Source organism: Halorubrum aquaticum (assembly GCF_900113615.1).
GTDB classification, from domain to species: Archaea; Halobacteriota; Halobacteria; order Halobacteriales; family Haloferacaceae; genus Halorubrum; species Halorubrum aquaticum.
On record NZ_FOPZ01000011.1, the window covers coordinates 75584 to 97895 of the forward strand.

Below are 22312 nucleotides of genomic sequence, written 5' to 3' on the forward strand. Positions count from 1 at the left end.
CGCATGGTCTCTCAACACATCGGGGCTGCCCGATCCGACTGGGCCGGCAAGACGTACGAGGAGGTCGGCGACGTCGGCGACGCGGACGGGTCGGTCCTGATCGTTCCGATCGGGAGCATCGAACAGCACGGTCACCACCTCCCGGTCGCGACCGACACGATCCTCGTCGACGCCGTGGCCCACCTCGCCGCCGAGCGCGTCGAGGAGGACGTGCCGCTCCTCGTCACGCCGCCGTTCTGGTCCGGGTTCTCGCCGCACCACATGCCCTTCGGCGGGACGATCACGCTCGATTTCGACGTGATGCTCGAGGCGATCGAGAACGTGGCGGAGAGCGCGCTCGAGAACGGCTTCGACGCCCTCCTGTTGTTGAACGGCCACGGCGGGAACCAGTCGCTGATCTCCGCCGCGACCAGCACCATCGGCGAGGAACACGGCGACGTGGAGGTCCTCGGGTTGACGTACTTCTCCCTTGCCGCCCGCTTCATCGACGAGATCCGCGAGAGCGAACTCGGCGGCATGGCACACGGCGGCGAGTTCGAGACGTCGCTGATGCAGCACCTGCGGCCCGACCTCGTCGAGGAGGAGCGGATGGAGGCGTCGATGCTCGACGAGCCGTACGACCTCGGAACGCGGGACCTCGTCGAGGGCGGGCCGCTCGCCGTCTACCGCGAGTTCGAGGAGTACTCACACACCGGCGCGATCGGCGCGCCGGAGCTGGCCAGCCCGGAGAAGGGCGAGGAGATCTACGAGCGGCTCGGCGACGAGATGGAGGAACTGCTCCGAGAGGTCCACGAGCGGAACGCGTAGGCGACCGACTCAGATCGGAATCCGGTGTTCCGCGACCTTCTCCTCGTCGACGTCGACGCCCAGCCCCGGCTCCGTCGGGACCGTCATCTCGCCGTCGACGACCTCGAAGCGGTCCGCGATGACGTCGTCCTCGAGCGCGTAGTTCACGCGGTCGGGCGCGAGGGTGAACTCCGGCGTCGACGCCACGAGGTGGAGAACCGCGGCCGTCTTGATCCCGAACTCGAACGACGAGTGGTGTGAAAGCGAGACCCCCGACTCGGCGGCCAGCCCCGCGAGCTGTTTCGTGGCCATGACGCCACCGGCGGGGATCAAATCCAGCACGGCGACGTCTATCGCGTCGCGTTTGAGCAGTTCATAGAGGTTGTACGGGAAGTAGGCGTCCTCGTTGACCGCGATGGGCGTCCTGAGCCGGTTGCGGAGCCGCGCGTACGACCCGGCCGTGTCGATCCGGATCGGCTGTTCGAGGTACTGGGGGTAGACCCCGGCGTCCTCGAGGCGCGCGCCGACGCGGACCGCCTCCTCGAAGCCCCACGTCTGGTTGGCGTCGAGCCGCAGGTCGAGGCGGCCGTCGGTCGCCTCGTGCATCGCCCGCATCCTCGCGACGTCCTCGTCGGCGTCCAGCCCGCCCTTCGTTTTGAGCACGTCGAACCCGCGGTCGAGCGCGGCGGCGGCCTGTTCGGCCGACTCCTCGGGGTCGAGGATGCCGAGGCAGAAGGCGACCGGGACCGAGTCGGTCACCTTCCCGCCGAGCAGCTGGTGGAGCGGCGCGTCGAAGCACTTCCCGAGGGCGTCCAGCATCGCCATCTCGACGCCGCTCACGAGCGGCGTTATCCGCATGTAGGGGTACTCGAACGCGTCGACGACGCGCTCGATCTCCCAGACGGAGCGGCCGACGACCTCCTCGGCGATGACGTCCTCCACGAGGTCCACCGCGACTGACGGCGACGGGTTCGTCACGGTCTCGCCCCACCCCACCGTTCCGTCCTCGGTCTCGAGCCGGATCACCAGTCGCTCGGCCGACTCGACGACGGTGTAGCCCGCGACGTACGGGGCGACGCCCAGTCCGTCTCCGAGCGGCTTGACGTCGATCGATACGGGAACGGCTTCGAGGCTCGCTATTCGCATGGGTCGCCCGTCACCGCCGCCGTATATAACGGTTGTTCCGGGGCGGCATCGAACGGCGTCGGCGTCCCCGGCCGGCGTCGGCCCCGGAAGGTACCTTTACCTCCCGGGCGGTTCCACTGCCGACAGGAGCCGATCGTCTCCGGGTCACCGAATGAACACACACGCATCCCATCCGATCGAAGCCGGAAGCGCCGGGAGCGGTCCCGAAGGAACCGTCGAACCCTCCACGAGCGAGGTGGTCGGCGCGTGACCGACCCGACGAGCAGGGCCGCGGCGTTCCGGGAGTCGACGCCGGGCGCGGACGTGGAACTGGCGTACGCCGGGCTCGACACCTTCCTCAAGGGCGAGCCGCGCGACCCTGACGACCTCGACGGCGTCGACGTCGCGGTCTTCGGCGTCCCCTACGACGGGGCGGTCTCCAACCGGCCGGGCGCGCGGTACGGGCCGGGGGCGGTGCGCGAGGCGAGCGCGTGGTGGGCGTACCTCTCCGAGTACAAGGGAGCGCTGACGAACATGCGGACCGGCGACCAGGTCGATTTCGACGAGTTCACCCTCGCCGACGTCGGCGACGCTCCCGTCTTCCCAATGGACCACGAGTCGACCGCCGAGAGCGTCACCGCGTACGCCGCGACGCTCGCCGCTCGGGCGTTCCCGGTGATGATCGGCGGCGACCACTACTGTACGTTCCCCGCGTTCCGCGGCTTCGCGGAGGGGTCCGACCACGAGCGCGTGGGCTTCGTCCAGATCGACGCCCACACCGACACGGTCTCGGAGAGCCCCGTCTTCGGCACCGACTTCCACGGGTCGAGCACCGCCCGGATCGCGGAGCTGCCCGGCGTCGAGTACGACTCGGTCAGCCAGGTCGGCATCCGCGGCTACGAGTCGCCCGACTACTTCGAGTTCGCCGAGGAGACCGGGCTGAACCTGTTCACGATGCGCGAGGTCGAGGAGCGCGGGATCGGTCCCGTCGTCGCCGACGCCGTCGAGGCCGCCGCCGAGGACACGGACGCGGTGTACGTCACCTTCGACGTCGACGCGGTCGACCCGGGCTTCGCGCCCGGGACCGGCACTCCGTGTCCGGGCGGGCTGACGCCGCACCAGGCGCTGGAGACGATGGAGGTGCTCGGCGCGCACGACGCGGTCGGGGCCGTCGATCTGATGGAGGTCGCCCCGCGATACGACGCCACCGAGGGGACCGAGCGACTCGCCGCGTACCTCCTCGTCACGTTCCTAGAACGCATGTTCGCCCGCTGAGACGAGGTCGAACGCCGAGGGGCGGAGCCGAAGGTATTTTTCTCCGCGTCACGGAGCCCTCGTATGGTTCTCCCGTTGGAGATGGGGTGGCGGCACCTGCTGTTCGAGAGCTGGCCCGTCGATCCGGACCTGCTGCGCTCGCATCTCCCCGAGGGGCTCGAACCCGACGAACACGACGGCTCGGCGTGGCTCTCCGTGATCCCCTTCACCAACGTCGCCGTGCGGCCGAAGGGGCTCCCACGCTCGCTCGGCGTGCGGCTCCCGGAGGTGAACGTCCGGACGTACGTCACCCGCGACGGCGTGCCGAGCGTCTACTTCTTCAGCCTCGACGCGCAGGGGCTCGCGAGCGTCGCCGGCGCGCGACTGTTCCACCATCTCCCCTACTACTACGCCCGCATCTCGCTGGAGTGGGCCGACGGACGGGTCGCCTTCGAGAGCCGACGGCGACACCCCGGCGACCGCCCGGCCCGGTACGAGGCGACCTACTGGCCGACCGGCGAGCCGTTCGCGGCCGCCGAGGACCCGCTCGCCGAGTTCCTCGTCGAGCGCTACCGCTTCTACACCGAGGCGCCCGACGGGTCGGTCCGCCACACCGACGTGCGCCACGACCCGTGGACGCTGTACCCCGCGGAGGCGAGCGTCGAGACCGACACGCTGCTCCGGGCCGCCGGGTTCCGCCGACCGGAGGCGGAGCCGGTGCGGTACTACAGCCCCGGGCTGGACGTGACGGCCTCGCGAAGCGAGCGGTCGGCGGGGGTGAACTGAGAATGGTTCCGAAACCCGGCGACTCCGGCGACACGGGCGCCGCCGACGACGCGGATGACGTGGGCGCCGCCAACGTCGCCGACGACGCGGAGGATACGGGTGACGCCAACGCCGACGACGCGGACGACGCCACGAGCCCGCCCGAGACGCCAGTCGTGTTGTTCGACGGGGTCTGTAACCTCTGTAACGGGGTCATCCAGTTCCTGATCCCGCGGGACCCCGAGGGACGGCTCAAGTACGCCGCCCTCCAGTCGGAGCCGGGGCAGGCGCTCTTGGAGCGCCACGACTTCCCCACCGAGGAGTTCGACTCGTTCGTCCTCGTGGAGGGCGATCGGACCTACACCAAATCCGGGGCCGCGATCCGGATCGCGGAGCTGCTCGGGTGGCCCTACCGGATCGCGGGGATCGGGCGGATCGTCCCGCGGCCGATCCGCGACCGCCTGTACGAGTTCGTCGCGGACAACCGATACGACTGGTTCGGGCGAAAGGACCAGTGTATGGTGCCCGACGAGGACGTCAGCGACCGGTTCCTCTCCTGACGTTCTCGGAAGGGACGAGGGACGTCGCTTGCCCACCTACTTAACCCTAGGACGTTTCGACACACGGTATCATGAGCAGATCCACCAAACCGATCCAGGTCCTCCACGTGGACGACGACCCGTCGTTTGGTGAGATGGTCGGGACGTACCTCGAGCGCGAGGACGACCGAATCACCGTCCGAACGGCAACCGCTCCTACCGAGGGATTGAACGTCTTGGCTGCTCGCGACGTCGACTGTGTCGTCTCGGATTACGACATGCCCGAACGGAACGGGATCGAGTTTCTCGAGGACGTCCGTGAGCGATACCCCGACCTGCCGTTCATCCTCTATACGGGCAAAGGCTCGGAGGAGATCGCCAGCGAGGCCATCTCGACGGGCGTCACCGACTACCTCCAGAAGGAGGCCGGGACGAGTCAGTACACGGTCCTCGCCAACCGGATCGGCAACGCCGTCGAACAACATCGCTCCCGGCAGGCGGTGCGGGAGACCGAACGGAAGCTCTCGGAAGTCGCCGAACGGACGGACGACGTTCTGTTCATGTTCAGCGGTGACTGGAGCGAGCTGCTCTTCATCAACACGGCGTACGAGGAGATCTGGGGCGGATCGATCGAAGAGCTGGAGGCCGACCCGACGGCGTTCCTGGACCTCGTCCATCCCGAGGACCGGGAGCGAGCCCGTGTGTCGATGGAGCGACTCACGAAGGGAGAGTCGTCCCAGATCGAGTATCGGATCGTTCGTCCGGACGGGAAACGGCGGTGGATTCGTGGTGACACCCACCCCGTTCTGGACGAGGACGGGAACGTGGTACGGATCGTGGGACAAGTCCGCGACGTTACGGAACAAAAGGAACGCACGCTCCATCTCGAGACGATCATCGGGAACCTCCCTGGATACGTGTACCGTCACGAATACGACCCGGAGTACCCGTTACGGTTCGTCAAGGGCGATGCCGAGTCGATCACGGGCTATACGGCGGCCGAATTGGAGGACGACGTCGTCCTCGCGGAGGAGATCATCCACCCGGACGATCGAGAGGGCCTCTGGACCGATCACATCGAGGGGATCGAAGCAACGGGCCGGTTCGATTCGACGTATCGCATCGTCACAAAAGACGGCGACGTGCGGTGGATCCGCGACCAGGGACAGCTGATCGAGGACCCGGTAACCGGCGAGAAGGTCATCGACGGCTTCATAACTGACGTGTCGGAGCACGTCCGGCGCGAACGAGAACTCGAGAGCCAACAGGAGCTCATCAACGAGAGTCTGGGCGCGTTACAGGACGTCTACTACGCGTTGAACGAGGAGGGAGAGCTGCTCCGCTGGAACGACCGCATTCCGGAGCTAAGCGGCTACTCCGAGGAGGAGATCGACGGGATAGACGTAACCGCGTTCTTCGTCGAGGAACACCGCGACCGGATCAGGGAGAGCATCGAGGAAACGCTGGAGACCGGCTCGTCCTCCGTTCGTGCCGACGCGATCACGGCGGAGGGGGAGTCGGTTCCATACGAGTTCCGGAAGACTCGCCTGACGGTCCCCAATCGGGACGGGATCGTGGTCGTCGGCGTCGGTCGGGACGTCTCCGAGCAGGCCGCACGCGAACGGGAACTCGAACGAATACGCGAGTTCTTCACGGAGGCCGAACGGCTGGGGAACCTGGGTGCGTGGGAGTTCGATGCGGACGGGTCCCTCGTGTGGACGGCCGGGACTCGGCGGATCCATGGCGTCGACGAGGAGTTCGATCCGACGCTGGAGGACGCGCTCGAGTTCTTCCATCCCGAGGATCGGGCCACCATCGAACGGGCGGTCGAAGCCGCGCTCGAGGACGGGAAACCATACGAGAAGGACCTCCGCCTGATCACCGCTCAGGGCGACCAGCGGTGGATTCGAACGCGGGGAAAGCCGGTCGGCGACGGGGAGCGTGGGACCGTTCGAGGCTTCGTTCAGGACGTCACCGAACAGAAGGAACGCGAACGGGAGCTCCGGAACGCCACGCCCAACTGGAGAACGCCATCGAGGCGGGGGCCATCGGAACGTGGGAGTGGCACGTCCCGGACGACCGGCTCGTTACGGGAAAGGAGTTCGCGAGGACGTTCGGCGTGGATCCGGAGGCGGCCCAACGAGGCGTCGAACTCGGCCGGTTCATCTCGAAGATCCACGAGGACGACCGTGAGCGGGTCGAAGAACGGATCGAGGCGGCGGTAGCGGCGTGTAGCGACTACGAGACGGAGTATCGCGTCTGGAACGGCGACGACGAGCTACGGTGGGTACTCGCCCGCGGACACGTGGTGAGCGGCGCGGACGGCGAACCGCTCCGGTTCTCCGGCGTCCTCGTCGACATCACCGAACGAAAACGGATGGAACAGCAGTTGGAACGACACAACGAGTCGCTCGAGGAGTTCGCCGGCGTCGTGAGCCACGACCTCAGAACGCCACTCAGCGTCATTAGCGGGCGCGTGGAACTCGCTCAGGACGACTGCGACAGTGAGCATCTCGCTCGGATCGAGTCCGCGGCCGAACGGATGGCTCAGATCATCGACGACCTCCTCTGGCTGGCTCGGGAGGGGCGGGACATCGGACCGCTGGACCGAGTGGCGCTCGGGGGCGTCGTCGACGACGCGTGGTCGATCGTCGCCGACGATGCGACCGAAGCCACGCTCCAGTACGCGGACGGAGGGGACCTTCCGATGACGATAGAGGCTGACGCGGATCGGCTTACCCAGCTCTTCGAGAACCTCCTCCGGAACGCCCGCCAGCATGGCGGTCCCGACGTCACAGTTACTCTCGGGCGACTAGACGACGGATTTTACGTCGAGGACGACGGCCCTGGGATCCCCGAAGACGACCGCGAGACGGTGTTCACGACGGGATATACGACCGACGAGGACGGCTCCGGATTCGGACTCCGGATCGTGGAGCAGATCGTCGAGGCCCACGGTTGGGAGATTCACGCGACGGAGGGTACGGACGGCGGTGCGCGCTTCGAGATCACCGGCGTCGAAGTCATCGGTTAGCGGGATCTCTCGTGGTGGGACCGAATATCTCCCGTAGTTTGACGACGCCGCTCACTCCGCCGTCTCGACCGCGCCGGCCGCGCCGGCCACCTCACCGCCTCGATCCGACTCGGCCACGAGTCGCTTGAAGTTCTCGAAGACGCGTCCCGGCGTCGGGTCCTCGAAGGTGAACTCCCGTTCGTCCCAGTCGAAGGTCTCGCGCAGGTGCTCGCGGTGCTCCGTCTCGATCTCCGGGTGGAACTGGACGGTCCACAGCGGCGCGCTCCGGTGGCGGGTGCCGAAGACCTGCGCGTGGTCGGCGGAGGCGATCACCTCCAGCCCCTCGCCCAGCTCGGTCACCGCGTCGCCGTGAAGCGAGACGACGACCGGCGAGACGCCCTCGAAGACCGGATCGTCGTCGAGTTCCGCCTCGACGAGGGCGGCGGTCGTTCCGACCTCCTCGACGACCCCGCCGAGCGCGGAGTTCACGACCTGGTGGCCGAAGCAGACGCCGAGCGTCGGGATCTCGCGATCGACGAGTTCGCGGACGAGCGCCTCCTCCTCGGCGATCCACGGGTGCTCGTCGACCTCGTAGACGCCCGCGGTGCTCCCGGTGAGGACGACGCCGTCGGCCTCGTCGACCGGGACGCGTTCGCCCGCGACGAAGTCGACCTCGGTCGCCTCCGGGAACCACGACGCGAGCGCGTCGCAGTGGTACTCGCTCTCCGGGTCCGGCTCGTTGCGGACCACGTACAGGGTCGGTTCGTCGGCGTGGGGGTCGGCGTCGGCGGTCATGGATGCGATCGTATCGTGGTCGAGGCGTCTTAGTTGTGACCCGTTCGGAGGGGTCGTCGCGGTCCCGGTCCCGGACCGTCGGCGACGTTCCCGGCTCAGTCGTCGGCCGCGACGGGGTCGCCGTGGCTGACCTCGTCGCCGAGGAGGTCCATGAACTCGGCGAGCCACTCGGGGTGGTCGGGCCACGCCTGCCCGGTGACGAGGTTGCCGTCGCGGACGACCTCGTCGACCCACGAGCAGCCCGCGGCCTCGACCTCGGGGCGGACCGCCGGGTAGGCGGTCATCTCGTAGCCGTCGAGGACCCCCGCGGCCGCGAGGATCTGCGGGCCGTGACACAGCGCCGCAACCGGCTTGTCCGCCTCGAAGAAGTGCCGGACCGCCTCGAGCACCTCCTCGTGGGTTCGGAGGTACTCGGGCGCCCGACCGCCCGGGACGACGAGCGCGTCGTACTCCGCGGGGTCGACCTCGTCCATCGTCGCGGTCAACGCGAAGTCGTGGCCGCGCTCCTCGAGGTACGTCTGGTCGCCGCGGAAGTCGTGGATCGCCGTCTTGACCCGGTCTCCCTCCTCCTTGTCCGGACAGACGGCGTCGACGTGGTGGCCCACCGCCTGGAGCGTCTGGAACGGGACCATGATCTCGTAGTCCTCGCCGAAGTCGCCGACGATCATCAGGATCTCCTTCGTCATTGTACCTCGATGATACGTCGGGAACCGTCATAAGTCTTTAACGAACGACGATGCGTTTCCGACCGACCTCTCGATAACGGTGGTTCGCCGCCGACAGGTTTCTCCTTCCGGCTCCCCTTCGATCGGACATGACCGACTGGACTCCCGCGGAGATGCCCGACCTCGAGGGGAAGACGGTCGTGGTGACCGGAGCCAACAGCGGACTGGGCCTCGAGGGAACGCGGGCGTTCGCCCGGAAGGGTGCGACCGTCGTGATGGCGTGCCGGAGCGTCGACCGCGGCGAACGGGCGGCGGGGGAGATACGGGAGTCGGCGGCGTCCGGTCCCGGCTCCGGTCCCGATCCGGACCTCGACGTTCGCGAGTGCGATCTGGCGTCGCTCGACTCCATCCGGTCGTTCGCCGAGGGGCTTGCCGCCGACTACGACGCGGTCGACGTGCTCTGTAACAACGCGGGGGTGATGGCCATCCCGCGGCGCGAGACCGCGGACGGCTTCGAGACGCAGTTCGGCGTCAACCACCTCGGCCACTTCGCGCTGACCGGCCGGCTGTTCGACCTCCTGACCGCGGCCGACGGGGTCGGCGTGGAAAGCGCGGCGCGAAGCGCCGATTCAAGCCGGACCGAGTCCGGCGCTGCCCGGGTGGTGACCCAGTCGTCGGGGGCCCACGAACAGGGCGAGATGGACTTCACCGACCTCAACTGGGAGGAGTCGTACGGGAAGTGGAAGGCGTACGGGCGGAGCAAGCTCGCGAACCTCCTCTTCGCCTACGAGCTCCAGCGCCGGATCGACGCGGCCGGCGACCTCGGGGTCCGGAGCGTCGCGTGTCACCCCGGCTACGCCGACACCGACCTCCAGATGCGCACCGCCCGCGAGAGCGGCAATCCCCTGGTGAAGGTCGGGATGCGGCTCGCGAACGCCGTGTTCGGCCAGGACGCCGAGGTGGGCGTCGAGCCCATGCTGTACGCCGCGACGGCCGACGTCGACGGCGGCGCGTACGTCGAGCCGGGCGGGTTCATGAACATGCGCGGGCATCCGACGATCGGCCGGTCGAACGACGCCTCCTACGACCGGGCCGACGCACGCCGGCTCTGGGAGTACTCGGCGGAGGCGACCGGCGTGGCGTTCCCGTTCCGACCGGAGGAGCCCCTCGATCCGTGAGCCGGCGCGGCCGCTCACGGTTCGTAATATACGCGGGACGCGTTTCGGGAGCTGTCCGGTGTCGCCGGTAGCGGGTGCTGCCGAGCGAGCTACAGTCGAGTGAGGTTCTTCGCGCGCGGACCCTTGTCCGCCTCCTCGATCTCGAACTCTACCTCCTGGCCTTCCTCGAGGTCCGGGCCGCCGACGTCTTCCATGTGGAAGAACACGTCCTCGTCAGCGTCGTCAGTCTCGATGAATCCGTAACCGCCGGTGTCGTTGAAGAAGTCGACCTTGCCTGTCGCCATCGCGACCGTATAGAGGCGGAACCGGGCAATAAGTGTTTGGTGTGTATCCCGCGATCCGCCGTGTATCGAGGATACGGCCCCCGAGCGTCGAGATCCGGACCGGACCGTCGCCCGGGTTCGTGTCCCTGATCCCCTCGGAACGGCACGTGAATCCGGTCCGCGAGCCGGAACGCGTCCACCATGCCCTCCGTCGTTTCATCGACCGATCCGCAACCCGTGTCTGGCTTCATATTCGAAAGTCACGAGGGGATCAGATCGGCACTATCGTAACCACAATCCGCATGAGTAGGGACCACGTATGTACATACGACATGAGCACCCGCACCGCACACCTCGAGATAGGAGGGATGAGCTGTTCGACCTGCTCGTCGACGGTCACGGAGGCGTTGGAGGACCTCGACGGGGTCGAGACGGCCTCGGTCAACTTCGCGACCGACGAGGGGACCGTCGAGTACGACCCCGACCGGGTCGTCCTCGCGGACCTCTACGGAGCGATCCGCGAGGCGGGCTACGACCCGGTCTCCGAGACGGCCACCGTCGGGATCGGCGGAATGAGCTGTTCGACCTGTGCCGCCACCAACGAGGAGGCGATCGGCGGGGTCGAGGGCGTCGTCGACGTCGACGTCAACGCCGCCACCGACGAGGCACGCGTCGAGTACAACCCGGTCGACGCCGGCTTGGAGGACGTGTACGCCGCGATCGAGGACGCCGGATACGACCCGGTCCGTGAGAGCGAGGGGGACGGAGCCGGCGGGTCGGGAGACGGCGGGTCCGGCGACGCCGGCGACGACGCCCGGAAGAGCGCCGCGGAGCGCGAGCTCGCCCACCAGCGCCGGCTCGTGCTCGCCGGGGGCGTCCTCACGCTGCCCTTCTGGTACCTGATGGGCGGCATGCTCGGACTCTACGGCGTCCCCGAGACGGTCGCCGGGATCGACCTCGGCTGGGTCCAGTTCGCGATCGCGACGGTGCTGATGGCGACGCTCGGCCGGGAGTTCCTCTCGGGCGCGTGGCGCGCCTGGCGGAACGGCCACGACGTGAACATGGACACGCTGGTCGCGATCGGCACCTCGGCCGGGTACCTGTTCAGCACGGCCGTGCTCGTCGGGCCGCTCGTGGGCGTCTCGCTCGTCGGCGACCTCTACTTCGAGGCGGTCGCGTTCATCCTCTGGTTCATCACCGTCGGCAACTGGCTTGAGGCGCGCTCGAAGGCCCGCGCGAGCGACGCACTGCGGGAGCTGCTCCGGATGAGCGCCGACGAGGCGACCCTCGTCGACGACGACGGAACCGAACGCACCGTCCCCGTCGAGGAGATCGAGGTCGGCGACGTGATGAAGGTCCACCCCGGCGAGAAGGTGCCGACCGACGGCGTGGTCGTCGACGGCGAGTCCGCGGTCGACGAGTCGATGCTCACCGGCGAGTCGGTCCCCGTCGAGAAGGGGCCGGGCGACGAGGTGGTCGGCTCGACGGTCAACGAGAACGGCGTCCTGCTCGTCGAGGCCACGAAGGTCGGGAAGGACACCGCGATCCGCCAGATCGTCGAGCGCGTCCGGGAGGCGCAGTCCCGCCAGCCCGACGTCCAGCGGCTCGTCGACCGAGTCTCGAGCGTCTTCGTCCCGGTCGTCATCGTCAACGCGCTGGTCTGGGCGGTTCTCTGGGGGCTGTTCCCCGAGACCCTCGCGGCGTTCGTCGAGTGGCTCCCGCTGTGGGGGTCGGTCGGCGGCGGGCCCGTTGCCGGCGGTGTGACCGTCCTCGAGTTCTCGATGGTCGTCTTCGCCTCCGCGGTCATCATCGCGTGCCCCTGCGCGCTCGGACTCGCGACCCCGGCCGCGACGATGGTCGGCTCGACGATCGCGGCGACCAACGGCGTCCTGTTCAAGGGCGGCGACGTGCTCGAGCGCGTCCGCGACGTCGACGCCGTCGTCTTCGACAAGACGGGGACGCTCACCCACGGCGAGATGGAACTCACGGACGTGGTGGCGTTCGCCGACGGGCGACCGGTCGGGGACGGCGACCCCTCCGCGACTCCGGACGGCGGCGTCGCCGTCGATCCCGACGTCGACCGCGAGCCGAGCCCGGACCACGCCGTGAGCGACCCCGAGACCCGGCTCCTGCGGGCGGCCGCGACCGCCGAGTCCGGCAGCGAGCACCCCCTCGGCGAGGCGATCGTCGCCGGCGCTCGCGACCGCGGGATCGAGGTCGACGACCCCGAGGGGTTCGAGAACGTCCCCGGCCACGGCGTTCGTGCCGGGACGCCCGCGGGCGAGGTGCTCGTCGGGAACCGGGCGCTGTTGCGCGAGAACGGGATCGACCCCGACCCGGCCGAGGAGACGATGGAGCGGCTGGAGCGCGAGGGGAAGACCGCGATGCTCGTGGCTCGGGTGTCGCCCCGCGACGGAGACGCCGCTGACGACGAGGCCGGCGAACTCCTCGGCGTCGTCGCTACCGCGGACACGGTCCGCGAGAGCGCCCGCGAGACCGTGAGCGAGCTTCGGGAACGCGGGATCGCGGTGTCGATGCTGACCGGCGACAACGAACGGACCGCCCGCGCGGTGGCCGAGCGGGTGGGTATCGACCCCGACCGGGTCCGCGCCGAGGTCCTCCCCGAGGACAAGGCGGACGCGGTGGAGGCGATCCAGGCGGACGGGAGCCGCGCAGCCATGGTCGGCGACGGCGTCAACGACGCGCCCGCGCTCACGACCGCCTACGTCGGGATCGCCATCGGATCCGGCACCGACGTGGCGATCGAGGCGGCCGACGTGACGCTGATGCGCGACGACCCCCGCGACGTGCTCAAGGCGCTGCGGGTCTCCGAGGCGACGATCGCCAAGGTCCGACAGAACCTGTTCTGGGCGCTCGCGTACAACGCGACGCTGATCCCGGTGGCCTCGCTCGGCCTGTTGAATCCGGCGCTCGCCGGCTTCGCGATGGCCGGCTCGTCGGTCTCGGTGATGACGAACAGTCTGGCGTTCCGTCGCTTTACCCCCGACCACGACTACCGGTTCCTCCCCATGCGGCCGATCCGCCGGCTGCTCGGGTGAGCCGGAGTCGTCGCCGCCCTCCTTCGTCCGCCTCGTTCTCGCTTATTCGCCGCCGAGCGACCGGATGACGCGCGCGCTCGTCCGGATCCCGTTCTCGAAGCAGTCGACGTCGAGGTGCTCGTTCGGCGAGTGGTTCCCCTGGTCGTGGTTGGCGTAGGGAACGACGAGCACGGGCACGTCCGCGAGCGCCTCCACGTCGCGGAAGTAGGCCGCCGGCAGGCTCCCACCCAGCACGGGCAGTTCGACCGGTTCCTCGTCCCAGACGGTCGCTAAAGCGTCCAACACCGGCTCCGCCATCGGCGTGTCGACCGGCGTCTTCATCGGCGGGAACGTGCCGTGTTTCGCCACCTCGACCCGCGGCTCGCGCTCGCGGAGGTGGCTCCGCACCGCCTCGAAGACCGCGTCGGGGTCCTGGTTCGGGACGAGCCGGAAGTCGAGCTTCGCCGACGCCCTCGCCGGGAGGACGGTCTTCATCCCCTCGCCCTGATACCCGCCGGAGAGCCCGTTGACCGTCATGCTCGGCCGGGTCAACAGCCGCTCGTAGTAGGGGTCGTCCGTGACGAAGCGGTCGACGTCCAGCTCCTCGCGGATCGCCTCGCTGTCGTCGGGGATCGCGGCGACGAGCTCGCGGTCCGCGTCGGTGATCGCGGTCCCGTCGTGAAAGCCGTCGACCGCGATTCCGTCGCCGTCGTCCGCGCGCATGGACGCGAGGAGTTCGACGAGCCGGTTCGTCGCGCCCGGCACCGGCCCGCCGAAGTTGCCGGAGTGGAGGTCGGTGTTCGCGGTCCGCAGGTCGACCTGGACCGAGAGGACCCCGCGGTTGCCGTACATCAGCGTCGGGACGCCCGAACGGACGCCGTCCTCGCCGGCGACCGCGTGGCGCGGACCGTCGGCGACGTACACGAGGTCCACGTCGGAAAGCGCCGCCGGCTGGCCGTCGAGGTACTCGCGGAGGCCGGCGCTCCCGCTCTCCTCGCCGCCCTCGATCAGCAGCTTCACCGTGGCGTCCGGGAAGGCGTCGGCCTCGAGGAGCGCGTCGACCGCGAACGCGTGGGCCGCGAACTGCCCCTTGTTGTCGCCCGCGCCGCGGGCGTAGATGGAGCCGTTCCGGACCGTCGGCTCGAACGCCGGCGACTCCCAGGCGTCGACGTCGCCCGGCGGCTGGACGTCGTAGTGGCCGTAAAAGAGGACGGTCGGCCCGTCCCCGTCGGTCCCGTCCGCCTCGTCTCCGTCGGATCCGGGCCCTCGCTCGGCGTACACGAGCGGGTGGCGCTCCGTCTCGATCCGCTCGGCGTCGAGTCCGGAGCCGTCGAGGGTCTCGACCACGAGGTCCGCGGCGGCGTCCATCCCCTCGCCGGTCGTTGAGACGCTCGGCTGAGAGAGTAGCTCGAACAGGCGGTCCTGATACGCCCCGATCCGGTCGTCTATCGTCGTCGCGATCGCGTCCATACCGACCCCGATGCCGGGACGGGTCCTCGTCCTTGTGGTCGCGGCACCCGTCTCCGGGAGGTGAGCGAGGCTGAGTGAGCGAAGCGAACGAAGCCTCGGTCGTTTCGTTCATATGAACCGCCCTGCTCCGCGGGTCGCTTCGCTCCCCGCTCCGCTTCGAGGCCTCGTCGCTTCGCTTCCTCTCCGAACCGCCCTGCTTCGCGGGTCGTTCCTCCCCGCTCCGCTACGAGGCCTCGTCGCTTCGCTCCCTCGGCCTCGCTTCCCGCCGCCTCCCGAAAGGTTAGGTCCGAAGGGGCCCTGAGACCGGACAGGATTCCCGTGGGAAACGACGACACCCGGGTCGACATGACGACGGGAGCGATCTCCCCGAAGCTGTTCGACCTCGCGTGGCCGCTGGTGCTCGGTAACCTCCTCCAGACGCTGTACAACCTCGCGGACATGTTCTGGGTGGGTCGTGTGAGCACCGACGCCGTCGCCGCCGTCTCGCTCATGTTCCCGCTCTCGTGGCTGTTCGTCTCCACCGCGATGGGACTCACCGCCGCGACCATCGCCTTGGTCTCCCAACACGTCGGCGCGGGCGAGGACCGGCGCGCGGACGAGGTCGTCGGCCAGACCGTGTTGCTGGCGGTGCTCGTCTCCGTCGTCCTCGCGGCGATCGGCTTCGCCGCGCGCCACTGGCTGCTCTACTGGATCGGCGCGCGGGATGCGGTGTTCACGGAGTCGCTCGCGTACATCGAGGTGATCTTCCTCACGCTGCCGCTCACCTTCCTGTTCTTCGCGTTCCGCGCGTCGCTTCAGGGCGCGGGCGACACGCGGACCGCGATGTGGCTCGTCGCCATCTCAGCCGCGCTCAACATCGTCATCGACCCCGTCTTCATCCTCGGATGGGGGCCGGTCCCCGCGCTCGGCACCCAGGGAGCCGCGATCGCGACGCTCATCGCCCGCCTGTTCGCGACCGCGGTCGGGATCTGGATCCTGATCCGGGGCGACTGGGGCGTGAAGCTGTACGTCCGCGACCTCCGGCCGAACCCGGAGATCCTTCGGAAGCTGATCGACGTGGGCTACCCGGGGACGCTCGACGGCTGGGCACGGTCGTTCGCGGCGGTCGCGATGGCGGCGCTCGTCGCCCGGTTCGGCCCGGCCGCCACGGCCGCGTACGGCATCGGCGTCCGGCTGATGTCGATCTCGTGGGGCGTCGCCGGCGCGGTCGGCCAGGCGACCGCGACTGGCGTGGGACAGAACCTCGGCGCGGGGACCCCCGACCGTGCGGCCGCGGTGACGCGCGCGGCCACCGCGGGCACGATGGGACTGCTCGCGGTGGCCGGCGGGCTCGTCTGGACCTTCCCGGGGGTCGCGATGGGCGTCTTCGTCGACGACCCGGCGACGATCGCCGAGGGGATCGGCTTCCTGCGGATCGTCGCGCTCTCGTGGGCCTTCTTCGGCGGCCTCATGGTGATCCAAGGCGGGTTCCGCGGCGCGGGCCACACCAAGGCGGCGATGGCGCTGTCGATGCTCTCGCGATGGATATTCCGGATCCCCGTCGCCGCGGTCCTGGCGTTCGGAGCCGTGAGCGTCACGCTCGGCGGATTCGCGGTCGGCCCGCTCACCGTTCCCGCCGTCGAGATCGGCTACACGGGACTCGACTGGGGCGTCGAGGGACTCTGGTGGGCGTACACCGCGGCCGCGGTCGTCTCCTTCCTCCTCGGGGCGGCGTGGTTCCGCCGCGGGACGTGGACGGAGGGCGTCATCGAGGGATCCGCCGACGGACCCGCCCCGGAGCCGACCGACGACTGACCGCGTGGTCCGCCGACGACTAACCATCGACTCCGACGACTAACCATCGACTCCGACGACTAACCATCCGCTCCGACGATCGACCGTCGGGCCCGAGAACTCACTGGGCCCGTTTCGCGAACGCGAGCGAGGCGAAAAAGCCGAAGTACGCCGGGATCCCGGCGAGCATGAACATGTACAGCACCCACTGCGGGGCGCTCGCGAACGCGAAGTCGTACAGAAGCGACACGGTCGTCACCCACACGACCGCGAACAGCAGGTCCTGGAGCATTCCCGTCCGGTTCTCGCTGACGTTCGATCGGACGCGGTCGACGAGGCGCTCCTCGTCCGGGTCGGTCGGGTCAGTCGGGTCGGTCGGGTCAGTCGGGTCGGTCTCGGTCATGGGTGAGCGTGTGAGTCGGAGTACGTCGGCGTTCCGGTAGCGAAACGGTAGCGGCGTCGTGACGACGGTGCGCCGGACCGTCCGGCGCGGTTGCGGTTTCAGTCCTCGTCGAGGTAGTCGACGACGAGGACGGGCACGTGCGTCGAACGCAGCGTGCGTTCGGTGACGCTCCCGAGGAGCGCACGCCGGACGCCGGCGCGGCCGTGGCTTCCCATGACGATGAGGTCCATCTCGTGGTCCTCGGCGTAGTCGGCGATCACCTTGTGTGGGCGGCCGCCGGCGACGTGTTCCACGACGTCGATGTCGCGCTCCGCGCCGCGCTCGGCGACGGTACCGGTCGCCTCGTCCGCCTTCTCCTTCAGCTCCTCCATCTCGTCGAACCGGCCCTGTTTGAGCCGGTCGACCTGTTCGGTTCCGAGGCCGAAGTTCACGGAGTCGATGTCGACCACGTACAGCGCGTGGACCTCGGCGTCGTACTTCTCAGCGAGGTCGAGCGCGTGGTCGACGGCGGCCTCCGCGACGTCGCTTCCGTCGGTCGGGATCAGGATGCGTTCGTACATGGATCACTCCTCCGTGGCCGCGTCGTCAACGTGGTCCGCGTCGGCGACCGCGTCGTCGACCGTACGGCCGCCGTCAGTGGCTACCTCCTCGCCGCCGTCGGCGACGACGTCCTCGGCAGTCTCCTGTTGGCCCATCGGCTCGGGGCTGTGACACTGCCGGACGATCCGCTTCGTTTCCAGAGACGGCTCGTCGGTCGCCATCGAGACGACGATGGTGACGACGAACACGATCGGGAGGGTGATGAGCGCCGAGCCGATGGCGGGCATCCACGTCGCCAGCCCCGCCGACAGCGGCGCCTCGAGCGAGCCGACGTACGTGGGGACGATCTGGTTGATCATCGGGAGGGACCAGAGGGTCAGTCCGGTCGTCATGCCGGCGAGCGCGCCCTCACGGTTGGCGTTCTCCCACCACATCCCGAGGAAGAACATCGGGAACAGGACGGAGCCGGCGAGCGAGAACGCGTACCCCACGAGCGCGGCGATCGACGATGCGGGATTGAGCGCGGCCAGCGTCGTCAGCGCGCCCAGCGCGACGATCGAGAGGCGGCCGACGAGGATCTGCTGGCGCTGCGTCGCGTCCTCGTTGATGATGTTCGTGTAGATGTCGTGGCTGATGGCCGACGAGCCGGCGATGAACAGCCCGGCGACCGTCGCGATGGCCGCCGCGATACCGCCCGCGGCGACGATGCCGACGAACCAGTCCGGGAGCCCCGACAGCTGTGCCGCCAGCACGACGATGACCTCGCTGGCCGCGCTCGTCATTCCGGGGTCACCGTAGGTCGCACCGACGTTCTGCGTGTAGAGGTCCGTACCGAACGCCGCGAACGCCGGGGCACTCCAGTAGAGGATACAGATGAAGAAGAGCCCCCAGACCGTCGACCAGCGGGCCGTCCGCTCGCTCTCGACCGTGTAGAACCGGACGAGTACGTGCGGGAGCCCGCAGGTACCGACGATCAGCGAGAACGTCGTGGCGACCCAGAGGTAGTAGCTCGACGAGGCGAACGGCTCGGAGAACTCGCTGCCGAGCTCGCTGATCAACATTCCGTACTCGAGCTGGGGCAACACCGTGGAGTAGCCGTTCGTGTACCCGACGACGAACAGCCCGACGACGAACGCGAGGATGAGGATGACGTACTGGACCGCCTGGTTCTTCGTGGCGCCCAGCATGCCGGACAGCGTCAGGTAGCCGACGGTGACGACCATCATGGCGACGACCATCACCTGGTACCCGTCCAGGCCGGGGATGAGCCCCCCGTAGTCTCCGAAGATGTACAGGCCGACGAGCGCCATCCCCTTCGCCTGCCCGATGGCGTAGACGAAGCCGATGAGGAACGTCGTCACCGCCGCGATGGCGCGCGCGGTGTCGGAGTTGAACCGGTCGCCGACGAAGTCCGGCGCCGTGTACTTCCCGAACCGGCGCAGCTGCGCGGCGAGGAAGATGAGCAGGATGAAATATCCCGTCGTCCAGCCGACGACGTACACGAGCCCGTAGAACCCCGCGAGCGCGATCGACGCCGCCATGCCGAGGTACGAGGCGGCCGACATCCAGTTCGCCCCGATCGCCATCCCGTTCTCGACGTTCCCGATGGAACGGCCGGCGACCCACATGTTCTCGGTGTCGGCGACGCGGAAGACGAAGCCGATCGTGAGGAACAGTCCCAACATCGCGACCACGAGGATCGACGGCGCCAGCTTGAACGAGATGTCGAGGGCCTCCGGAAGGAGGTCGCTCTGGAGGAGGAGGGAGCTTCCCGTCATTCCTCCGACCCTCCGTCCGCCGCTGCGACCTCAGGACCGGTCTCCGTCTCCGTGGTGGCGTGATCGATCCCGTACTTCTCGTCGAGCGCGTCCCGCTTGCGCGAGTACCAGAACGCTAAGATCAGCGCGCCCGTCGGCGCGCCGAACGCGACGAGGAAGTAGTGGAGCGGGAACCCGAGGATCGGCATCTGGCTCGTCATCGGGCCGGGCGCGAGCCGCGTCAGCGTCACTGGCCCCCACACCGCGAGGACCCAGACGGCGAACCCCGACCAGACGATGCGGAGGTGATCGCGCATGTACGGCGTGCTCGGGTCGAGGATGTTCACCTCCGAGCCGAGGTAGTCGGTTTCCTGATGTGCCTGTGCGGCTCCGGTCGCGACGCCCCCGTCGGTCTCGGCGGCGTTCGCTCTGTCGTGCGTGTCGTTATCTGTCATGGCGTGGTCCGCGGGGTTTCGGCGTGTAGTCTTCGTGAATCGGTGGTCGTCGTGGATCGGTGGTCGTCGATCGCGAACCGGTCCGGACGGAGCCGGACCGGAGAAGCGCGCGTCAGTCGTCGTTCGCCTTGGCCTGGATCTCCTCGACGATCTCGGGGTTTCGGAGGGTGCTCGTGTTGCCGATCTCCTCGCCGTCGGCGATGTTCTCGAGCAGGCGACGCATGATCTTCCCGGATCGCGTCTTCGGGAGGTCCGGACTGAACACGATCCGCTCGGGGCGGGCGATCGGGCCGATCGCGTCCTCGACGCCCGTGACGATCCGCTCGCGGAGGTCGTCGTTCCCCTCGTAGCCGTCCTCGGTTATCACGTACGCGTAGACGGCCTCACCCTTGATGTCGTGGTTCCCGCCGACGACGGCGGCCTCGGCGACGCCCTCGACGCCGACGATGGCGGACTCGATCTCCATCGTGCCGAGCCGGTGGCCGGAGACGTTGATCACGTCGTCGACGCGGCCGAGCACGGTGATGTAGCCGTCCTCGTCGATCTTCGCGCCGTCCTCGGGGAAGTACACCCAGTCCGCGGGGTCGTCGCTCTCCGTGTCGGAGTACTCGGCCCAGTACTCATCGATGAACCGCTCGTCGTTGTTGTACAGCGTCCGCAACATCCCCGGCCACGGCTTCTGGACCGTGAGGTAGCCGGCCTGTCCGGGCTCGATCTCCTCGCCTCTCGTGTCGAGTATCTCCACGTCGACGCCCGGCAGCGGCGGTCCCGCAGAGCCGGGCTTCATGTCCTTGACGCCCGGCAGCGTGGTGATCATCATCCCGCCGGTCTCCGTCTGCCACCACGTGTCGACGACGGGACACTCCTCGTCGCCGATGTGCTTGTAGTACCACTTCCAGGCGCGCGGGTTGATCGGCTCGCCGACGGTCCCGAGCAGCCGCAGCGAGGAGAGGTCGTGGGCGGCGGGGTACTCCTCACCCCACTTCATGAACGCGCGGATCGCGGTGGGCGCGGTGTACAGCTGGGTCGCCTCGTACTCCTCGACTATCTCCCAGAGGCGGTCGCGGTCGGGGTGGTCGGGCGTCCCTTCGTACATCATCGTCGTCGTGCCGAGCGCGAGCGGCCCGTACACGATGTAGGAGTGGCCCGTGATCCAGCCGATGTCGGCCGAACAGAAGTAGGTGTCCTCGGGCTTGACGTCCAGTACCGCCTGGGAGGTCCAGGACACCCACGAGAGGTAGCCGCCGGTGGTGTGTTTCACCCCCTTCGGCTTCCCCGTCGTCCCCGAGGTGTACATCAGGAACAGCATGTCCTCGGCGTCCCGGGTCACGGGCTCGACCTCGGCACCGGCGTGCTCGGCCACGAGGTCGCCGTAATCGAGCTGGTCGTCGGTCAGGTCGTGGCCGAAGTCGTCGTCGTTGGGACCGAGCCGGTCGACGACGACGGTCGTCGTGTCGTGGTCGACGTCCGCGAGCCCCTCGTTGGCCTTCTCGAGGTGGTCGAGCGGGTCGCCGCGGCGGTAGTAGCCGTCACACGTGACGAGGTACTCGGAGTCCGCCGAGTTCATCCGGGTCGCGAGCGCCTCCGCCGAGAACCCGGCGAAGACGACGCTGTGGGGCGCACCGATGCGGGCACACGCCAGCATCGCGACCGGCAGCTCCGGGATCATCGGCATGTACATCGTGACGACGTCGTCCTCCTCGACGCCCATCTCCCGGAGCGCGGCCGCGAACTCGTTGACCTCGCGGTGGAGCTCCTCGTAGGTGTACGTGCGGTTCTCCTCGTCGACGGGCTCGCCGACCCACTCGATCGCGGCCTCGTCGCCGCGCTCCTCGAGGTGTCGATCGAGACAGTTCGCCGAGGCGTTCAGCTTCCCGTCGGTGAACCACTCGTAGAAGGGCGGGTTACTGTCGTCGAGCACCTGGTCGTAGTCGGATTCCCAGTCGAGGAGGTCCGCAGCCCCCTCCCAACACTCCGGCCAGTTCTCCTCGAACTCCTCGTATATCTCGGGGTCGCTCACGTTGGCCCCCGATACGAACGAGTCGGACGGCTCGAACACCTCCTGTTCCTGTAGTCGCGCTTCCAGTTGTCCGTCTTCCTCCGTCATGGGTACGATCGTATACACCGAACACCCCTACATAAACAACCACGCTAAATAGGAAAAACCATGAACGATTCCGTCGGAAACGGGCGTCGCTACGGTCGGGGTTAGGGAGTCGCTACGGCCGGGGTTGGGGAGTCGCTACGGCCGGGGTTAGGGAGTCGCTACGGCCGGGGTTGGGGAGTCGCTACGGCCGGGGTTGGGGAGTCGCTACGACCGATCTCTCCGCGTCGCGGACGCCGACGGCGCCGTCCCGTTCCGTTCCCCCTCGTCCGCCGAGACCCCCTGGGTCGACGGACTCCTCCCGTCCGCCGAACGCCGCGCGTCGCGTTCCTCGAACAGGGTCTCGAGCAGGGCTCGCTCCGCCTTCCGGAGGTGGTTGTGGAACGTCG

Annotated in this window: 20 protein-coding genes; 9 read left to right on the forward strand and 11 right to left on the reverse strand. The window is 68.6% G+C overall.

What is annotated here, in order from left to right:
* The first annotated feature begins 3 nt into the window (after positions 1 to 3).
* Positions 4 to 807: a creatininase family protein gene (locus F3H10_RS10410; protein WP_149784700.1), complete on the forward strand. Its 804-nt coding sequence runs from the start codon at positions 4 to 6 to the stop codon at positions 805 to 807.
* 9 nt (positions 808 to 816) lie between these two features.
* Here F3H10_RS10410 and F3H10_RS10415 read toward each other — a convergent pair whose 3' ends face one another.
* Positions 817 to 1932 carry a mandelate racemase/muconate lactonizing enzyme family protein gene (locus F3H10_RS10415; protein WP_188127923.1) on the reverse strand — a complete coding sequence of 372 codons (1116 nt, stop codon included), beginning with the start codon at positions 1930 to 1932 and terminating at the stop codon, positions 817 to 819.
* Positions 1933 to 2178: 246 nt separating this feature from the next.
* Between F3H10_RS10415 and speB the strand changes: the two genes are divergently transcribed.
* The 5 genes from speB to F3H10_RS16365 all read left to right on the forward strand — a co-directional run bounded on the left by speB (position 2179) and on the right by F3H10_RS16365 (position 7503).
* Complete coding sequence (gene speB / locus F3H10_RS10420; RefSeq protein WP_149784701.1) at positions 2179 to 3186, forward strand: agmatinase; 1008 nt, start codon at positions 2179 to 2181, stop codon at positions 3184 to 3186.
* 63 nt (positions 3187 to 3249) lie between these two features.
* Positions 3250 to 3951: a YqjF family protein gene (locus tag F3H10_RS10425; RefSeq protein WP_149784702.1), complete on the forward strand. Its 702-nt coding sequence runs from the start codon at positions 3250 to 3252 to the stop codon at positions 3949 to 3951.
* 2 nt (positions 3952 to 3953) lie between these two features.
* Positions 3954 to 4490 carry a thiol-disulfide oxidoreductase DCC family protein gene (locus F3H10_RS10430; protein ID WP_149784703.1) on the forward strand — a complete coding sequence of 179 codons (537 nt, stop codon included), beginning with the start codon at positions 3954 to 3956 and terminating at the stop codon, positions 4488 to 4490.
* Between the two features lie 71 nt (positions 4491 to 4561).
* Complete coding sequence (locus F3H10_RS10435) at positions 4562 to 6694, forward strand: PAS domain-containing response regulator (RefSeq protein ID WP_223174296.1); 2133 nt, start codon at positions 4562 to 4564, stop codon at positions 6692 to 6694.
* On the forward strand, positions 6589 to 7503 hold the full coding sequence (locus F3H10_RS16365) for a sensor histidine kinase (protein WP_223174297.1): 915 nt from the start codon (positions 6589 to 6591) through the stop codon (positions 7501 to 7503). The genes F3H10_RS10435 and F3H10_RS16365 overlap by 106 nt, the downstream gene beginning before the upstream one ends.
* A gap of 51 nt (positions 7504 to 7554) precedes the next feature.
* Here the strand turns inward: F3H10_RS16365 and F3H10_RS10440 are convergent, their stop codons facing one another.
* Together F3H10_RS10440 and F3H10_RS10445 are read right to left on the reverse strand one after the other, a co-directional pair.
* A complete protein-coding gene (locus F3H10_RS10440) occupies positions 7555 to 8277 on the reverse strand; it encodes a type 1 glutamine amidotransferase (protein WP_149784704.1) in 723 nt (240 codons plus the stop codon).
* 95 nt (positions 8278 to 8372) lie between these two features.
* Positions 8373 to 8963, reverse strand: coding sequence for a DJ-1/PfpI family protein (locus F3H10_RS10445; RefSeq protein WP_149784705.1), 591 nt, complete (start codon positions 8961 to 8963; stop codon positions 8373 to 8375).
* Between the two features lie 128 nt (positions 8964 to 9091).
* Between F3H10_RS10445 and F3H10_RS10450 the strand changes: the two genes are divergently transcribed.
* Entirely contained in the window at positions 9092 to 10120 is a 1029-nt protein-coding gene (locus tag F3H10_RS10450; RefSeq protein WP_149784706.1) for an SDR family NAD(P)-dependent oxidoreductase, read from the forward strand.
* 89 nt (positions 10121 to 10209) lie between these two features.
* Here the strand turns inward: F3H10_RS10450 and F3H10_RS10455 are convergent, their stop codons facing one another.
* A complete protein-coding gene (locus F3H10_RS10455; protein ID WP_095635894.1) occupies positions 10210 to 10404 on the reverse strand; it encodes a cold-shock protein in 195 nt (64 codons plus the stop codon).
* Between the two features lie 311 nt (positions 10405 to 10715).
* On the opposite strand from F3H10_RS10455, the gene F3H10_RS10460 reads away from it, so the two are divergent.
* Positions 10716 to 13442 (forward strand): heavy metal translocating P-type ATPase, encoded by a 2727-nt coding sequence (locus tag F3H10_RS10460; protein ID WP_149784707.1) that lies wholly within the window; start codon positions 10716 to 10718, stop codon positions 13440 to 13442.
* A gap of 42 nt (positions 13443 to 13484) precedes the next feature.
* Here F3H10_RS10460 and F3H10_RS10465 read toward each other — a convergent pair whose 3' ends face one another.
* Positions 13485 to 14891, reverse strand: coding sequence for a M20/M25/M40 family metallo-hydrolase (locus F3H10_RS10465; RefSeq protein ID WP_149784708.1), 1407 nt, complete (start codon positions 14889 to 14891; stop codon positions 13485 to 13487).
* A 345-nt stretch (positions 14892 to 15236) separates the two neighbouring features.
* On the opposite strand from F3H10_RS10465, the gene F3H10_RS10470 reads away from it, so the two are divergent.
* The gene (locus F3H10_RS10470; protein ID WP_149784723.1) at positions 15237 to 16685 is read left to right on the forward strand and encodes an MATE family efflux transporter; all 1449 of its coding nucleotides are present in this window, start codon (positions 15237 to 15239) and stop codon (positions 16683 to 16685) included.
* Between the two features lie 100 nt (positions 16686 to 16785).
* On the opposite strand, the gene F3H10_RS10475 is transcribed toward F3H10_RS10470, so the two are convergent.
* From F3H10_RS10475 to F3H10_RS16370, 6 genes are all read right to left on the reverse strand, one after another.
* On the reverse strand, positions 16786 to 17067 hold the full coding sequence (locus F3H10_RS10475) for a hypothetical protein (RefSeq protein ID WP_149784709.1): 282 nt from the start codon (positions 17065 to 17067) through the stop codon (positions 16786 to 16788).
* Positions 17068 to 17165: 98 nt separating this feature from the next.
* Positions 17166 to 17627, reverse strand: a complete 462-nt coding sequence (locus F3H10_RS10480) for a universal stress protein (protein ID WP_149784710.1) — start codon at positions 17625 to 17627, stop codon at positions 17166 to 17168.
* 3 nt (positions 17628 to 17630) lie between these two features.
* A complete protein-coding gene (locus F3H10_RS10485) occupies positions 17631 to 19385 on the reverse strand; it encodes a VC_2705 family sodium/solute symporter (protein ID WP_149784711.1) in 1755 nt (584 codons plus the stop codon).
* Complete coding sequence (locus F3H10_RS10490) at positions 19382 to 19819, reverse strand: DUF4212 domain-containing protein (RefSeq protein ID WP_149784712.1); 438 nt, start codon at positions 19817 to 19819, stop codon at positions 19382 to 19384. Before F3H10_RS10490 ends, F3H10_RS10485 begins: the two co-directional genes overlap by 4 nt.
* A 112-nt stretch (positions 19820 to 19931) precedes the next feature.
* Positions 19932 to 21926, reverse strand: coding sequence for an acetate--CoA ligase (gene acs / locus F3H10_RS10495; RefSeq protein WP_149784713.1), 1995 nt, complete (start codon positions 21924 to 21926; stop codon positions 19932 to 19934).
* Positions 21927 to 22130: 204 nt separating this feature from the next.
* The coding region (locus tag F3H10_RS16370) for a hypothetical protein (protein WP_223174298.1) at positions 22131 to 22312 on the reverse strand (182 nt) is incomplete at its 5' end.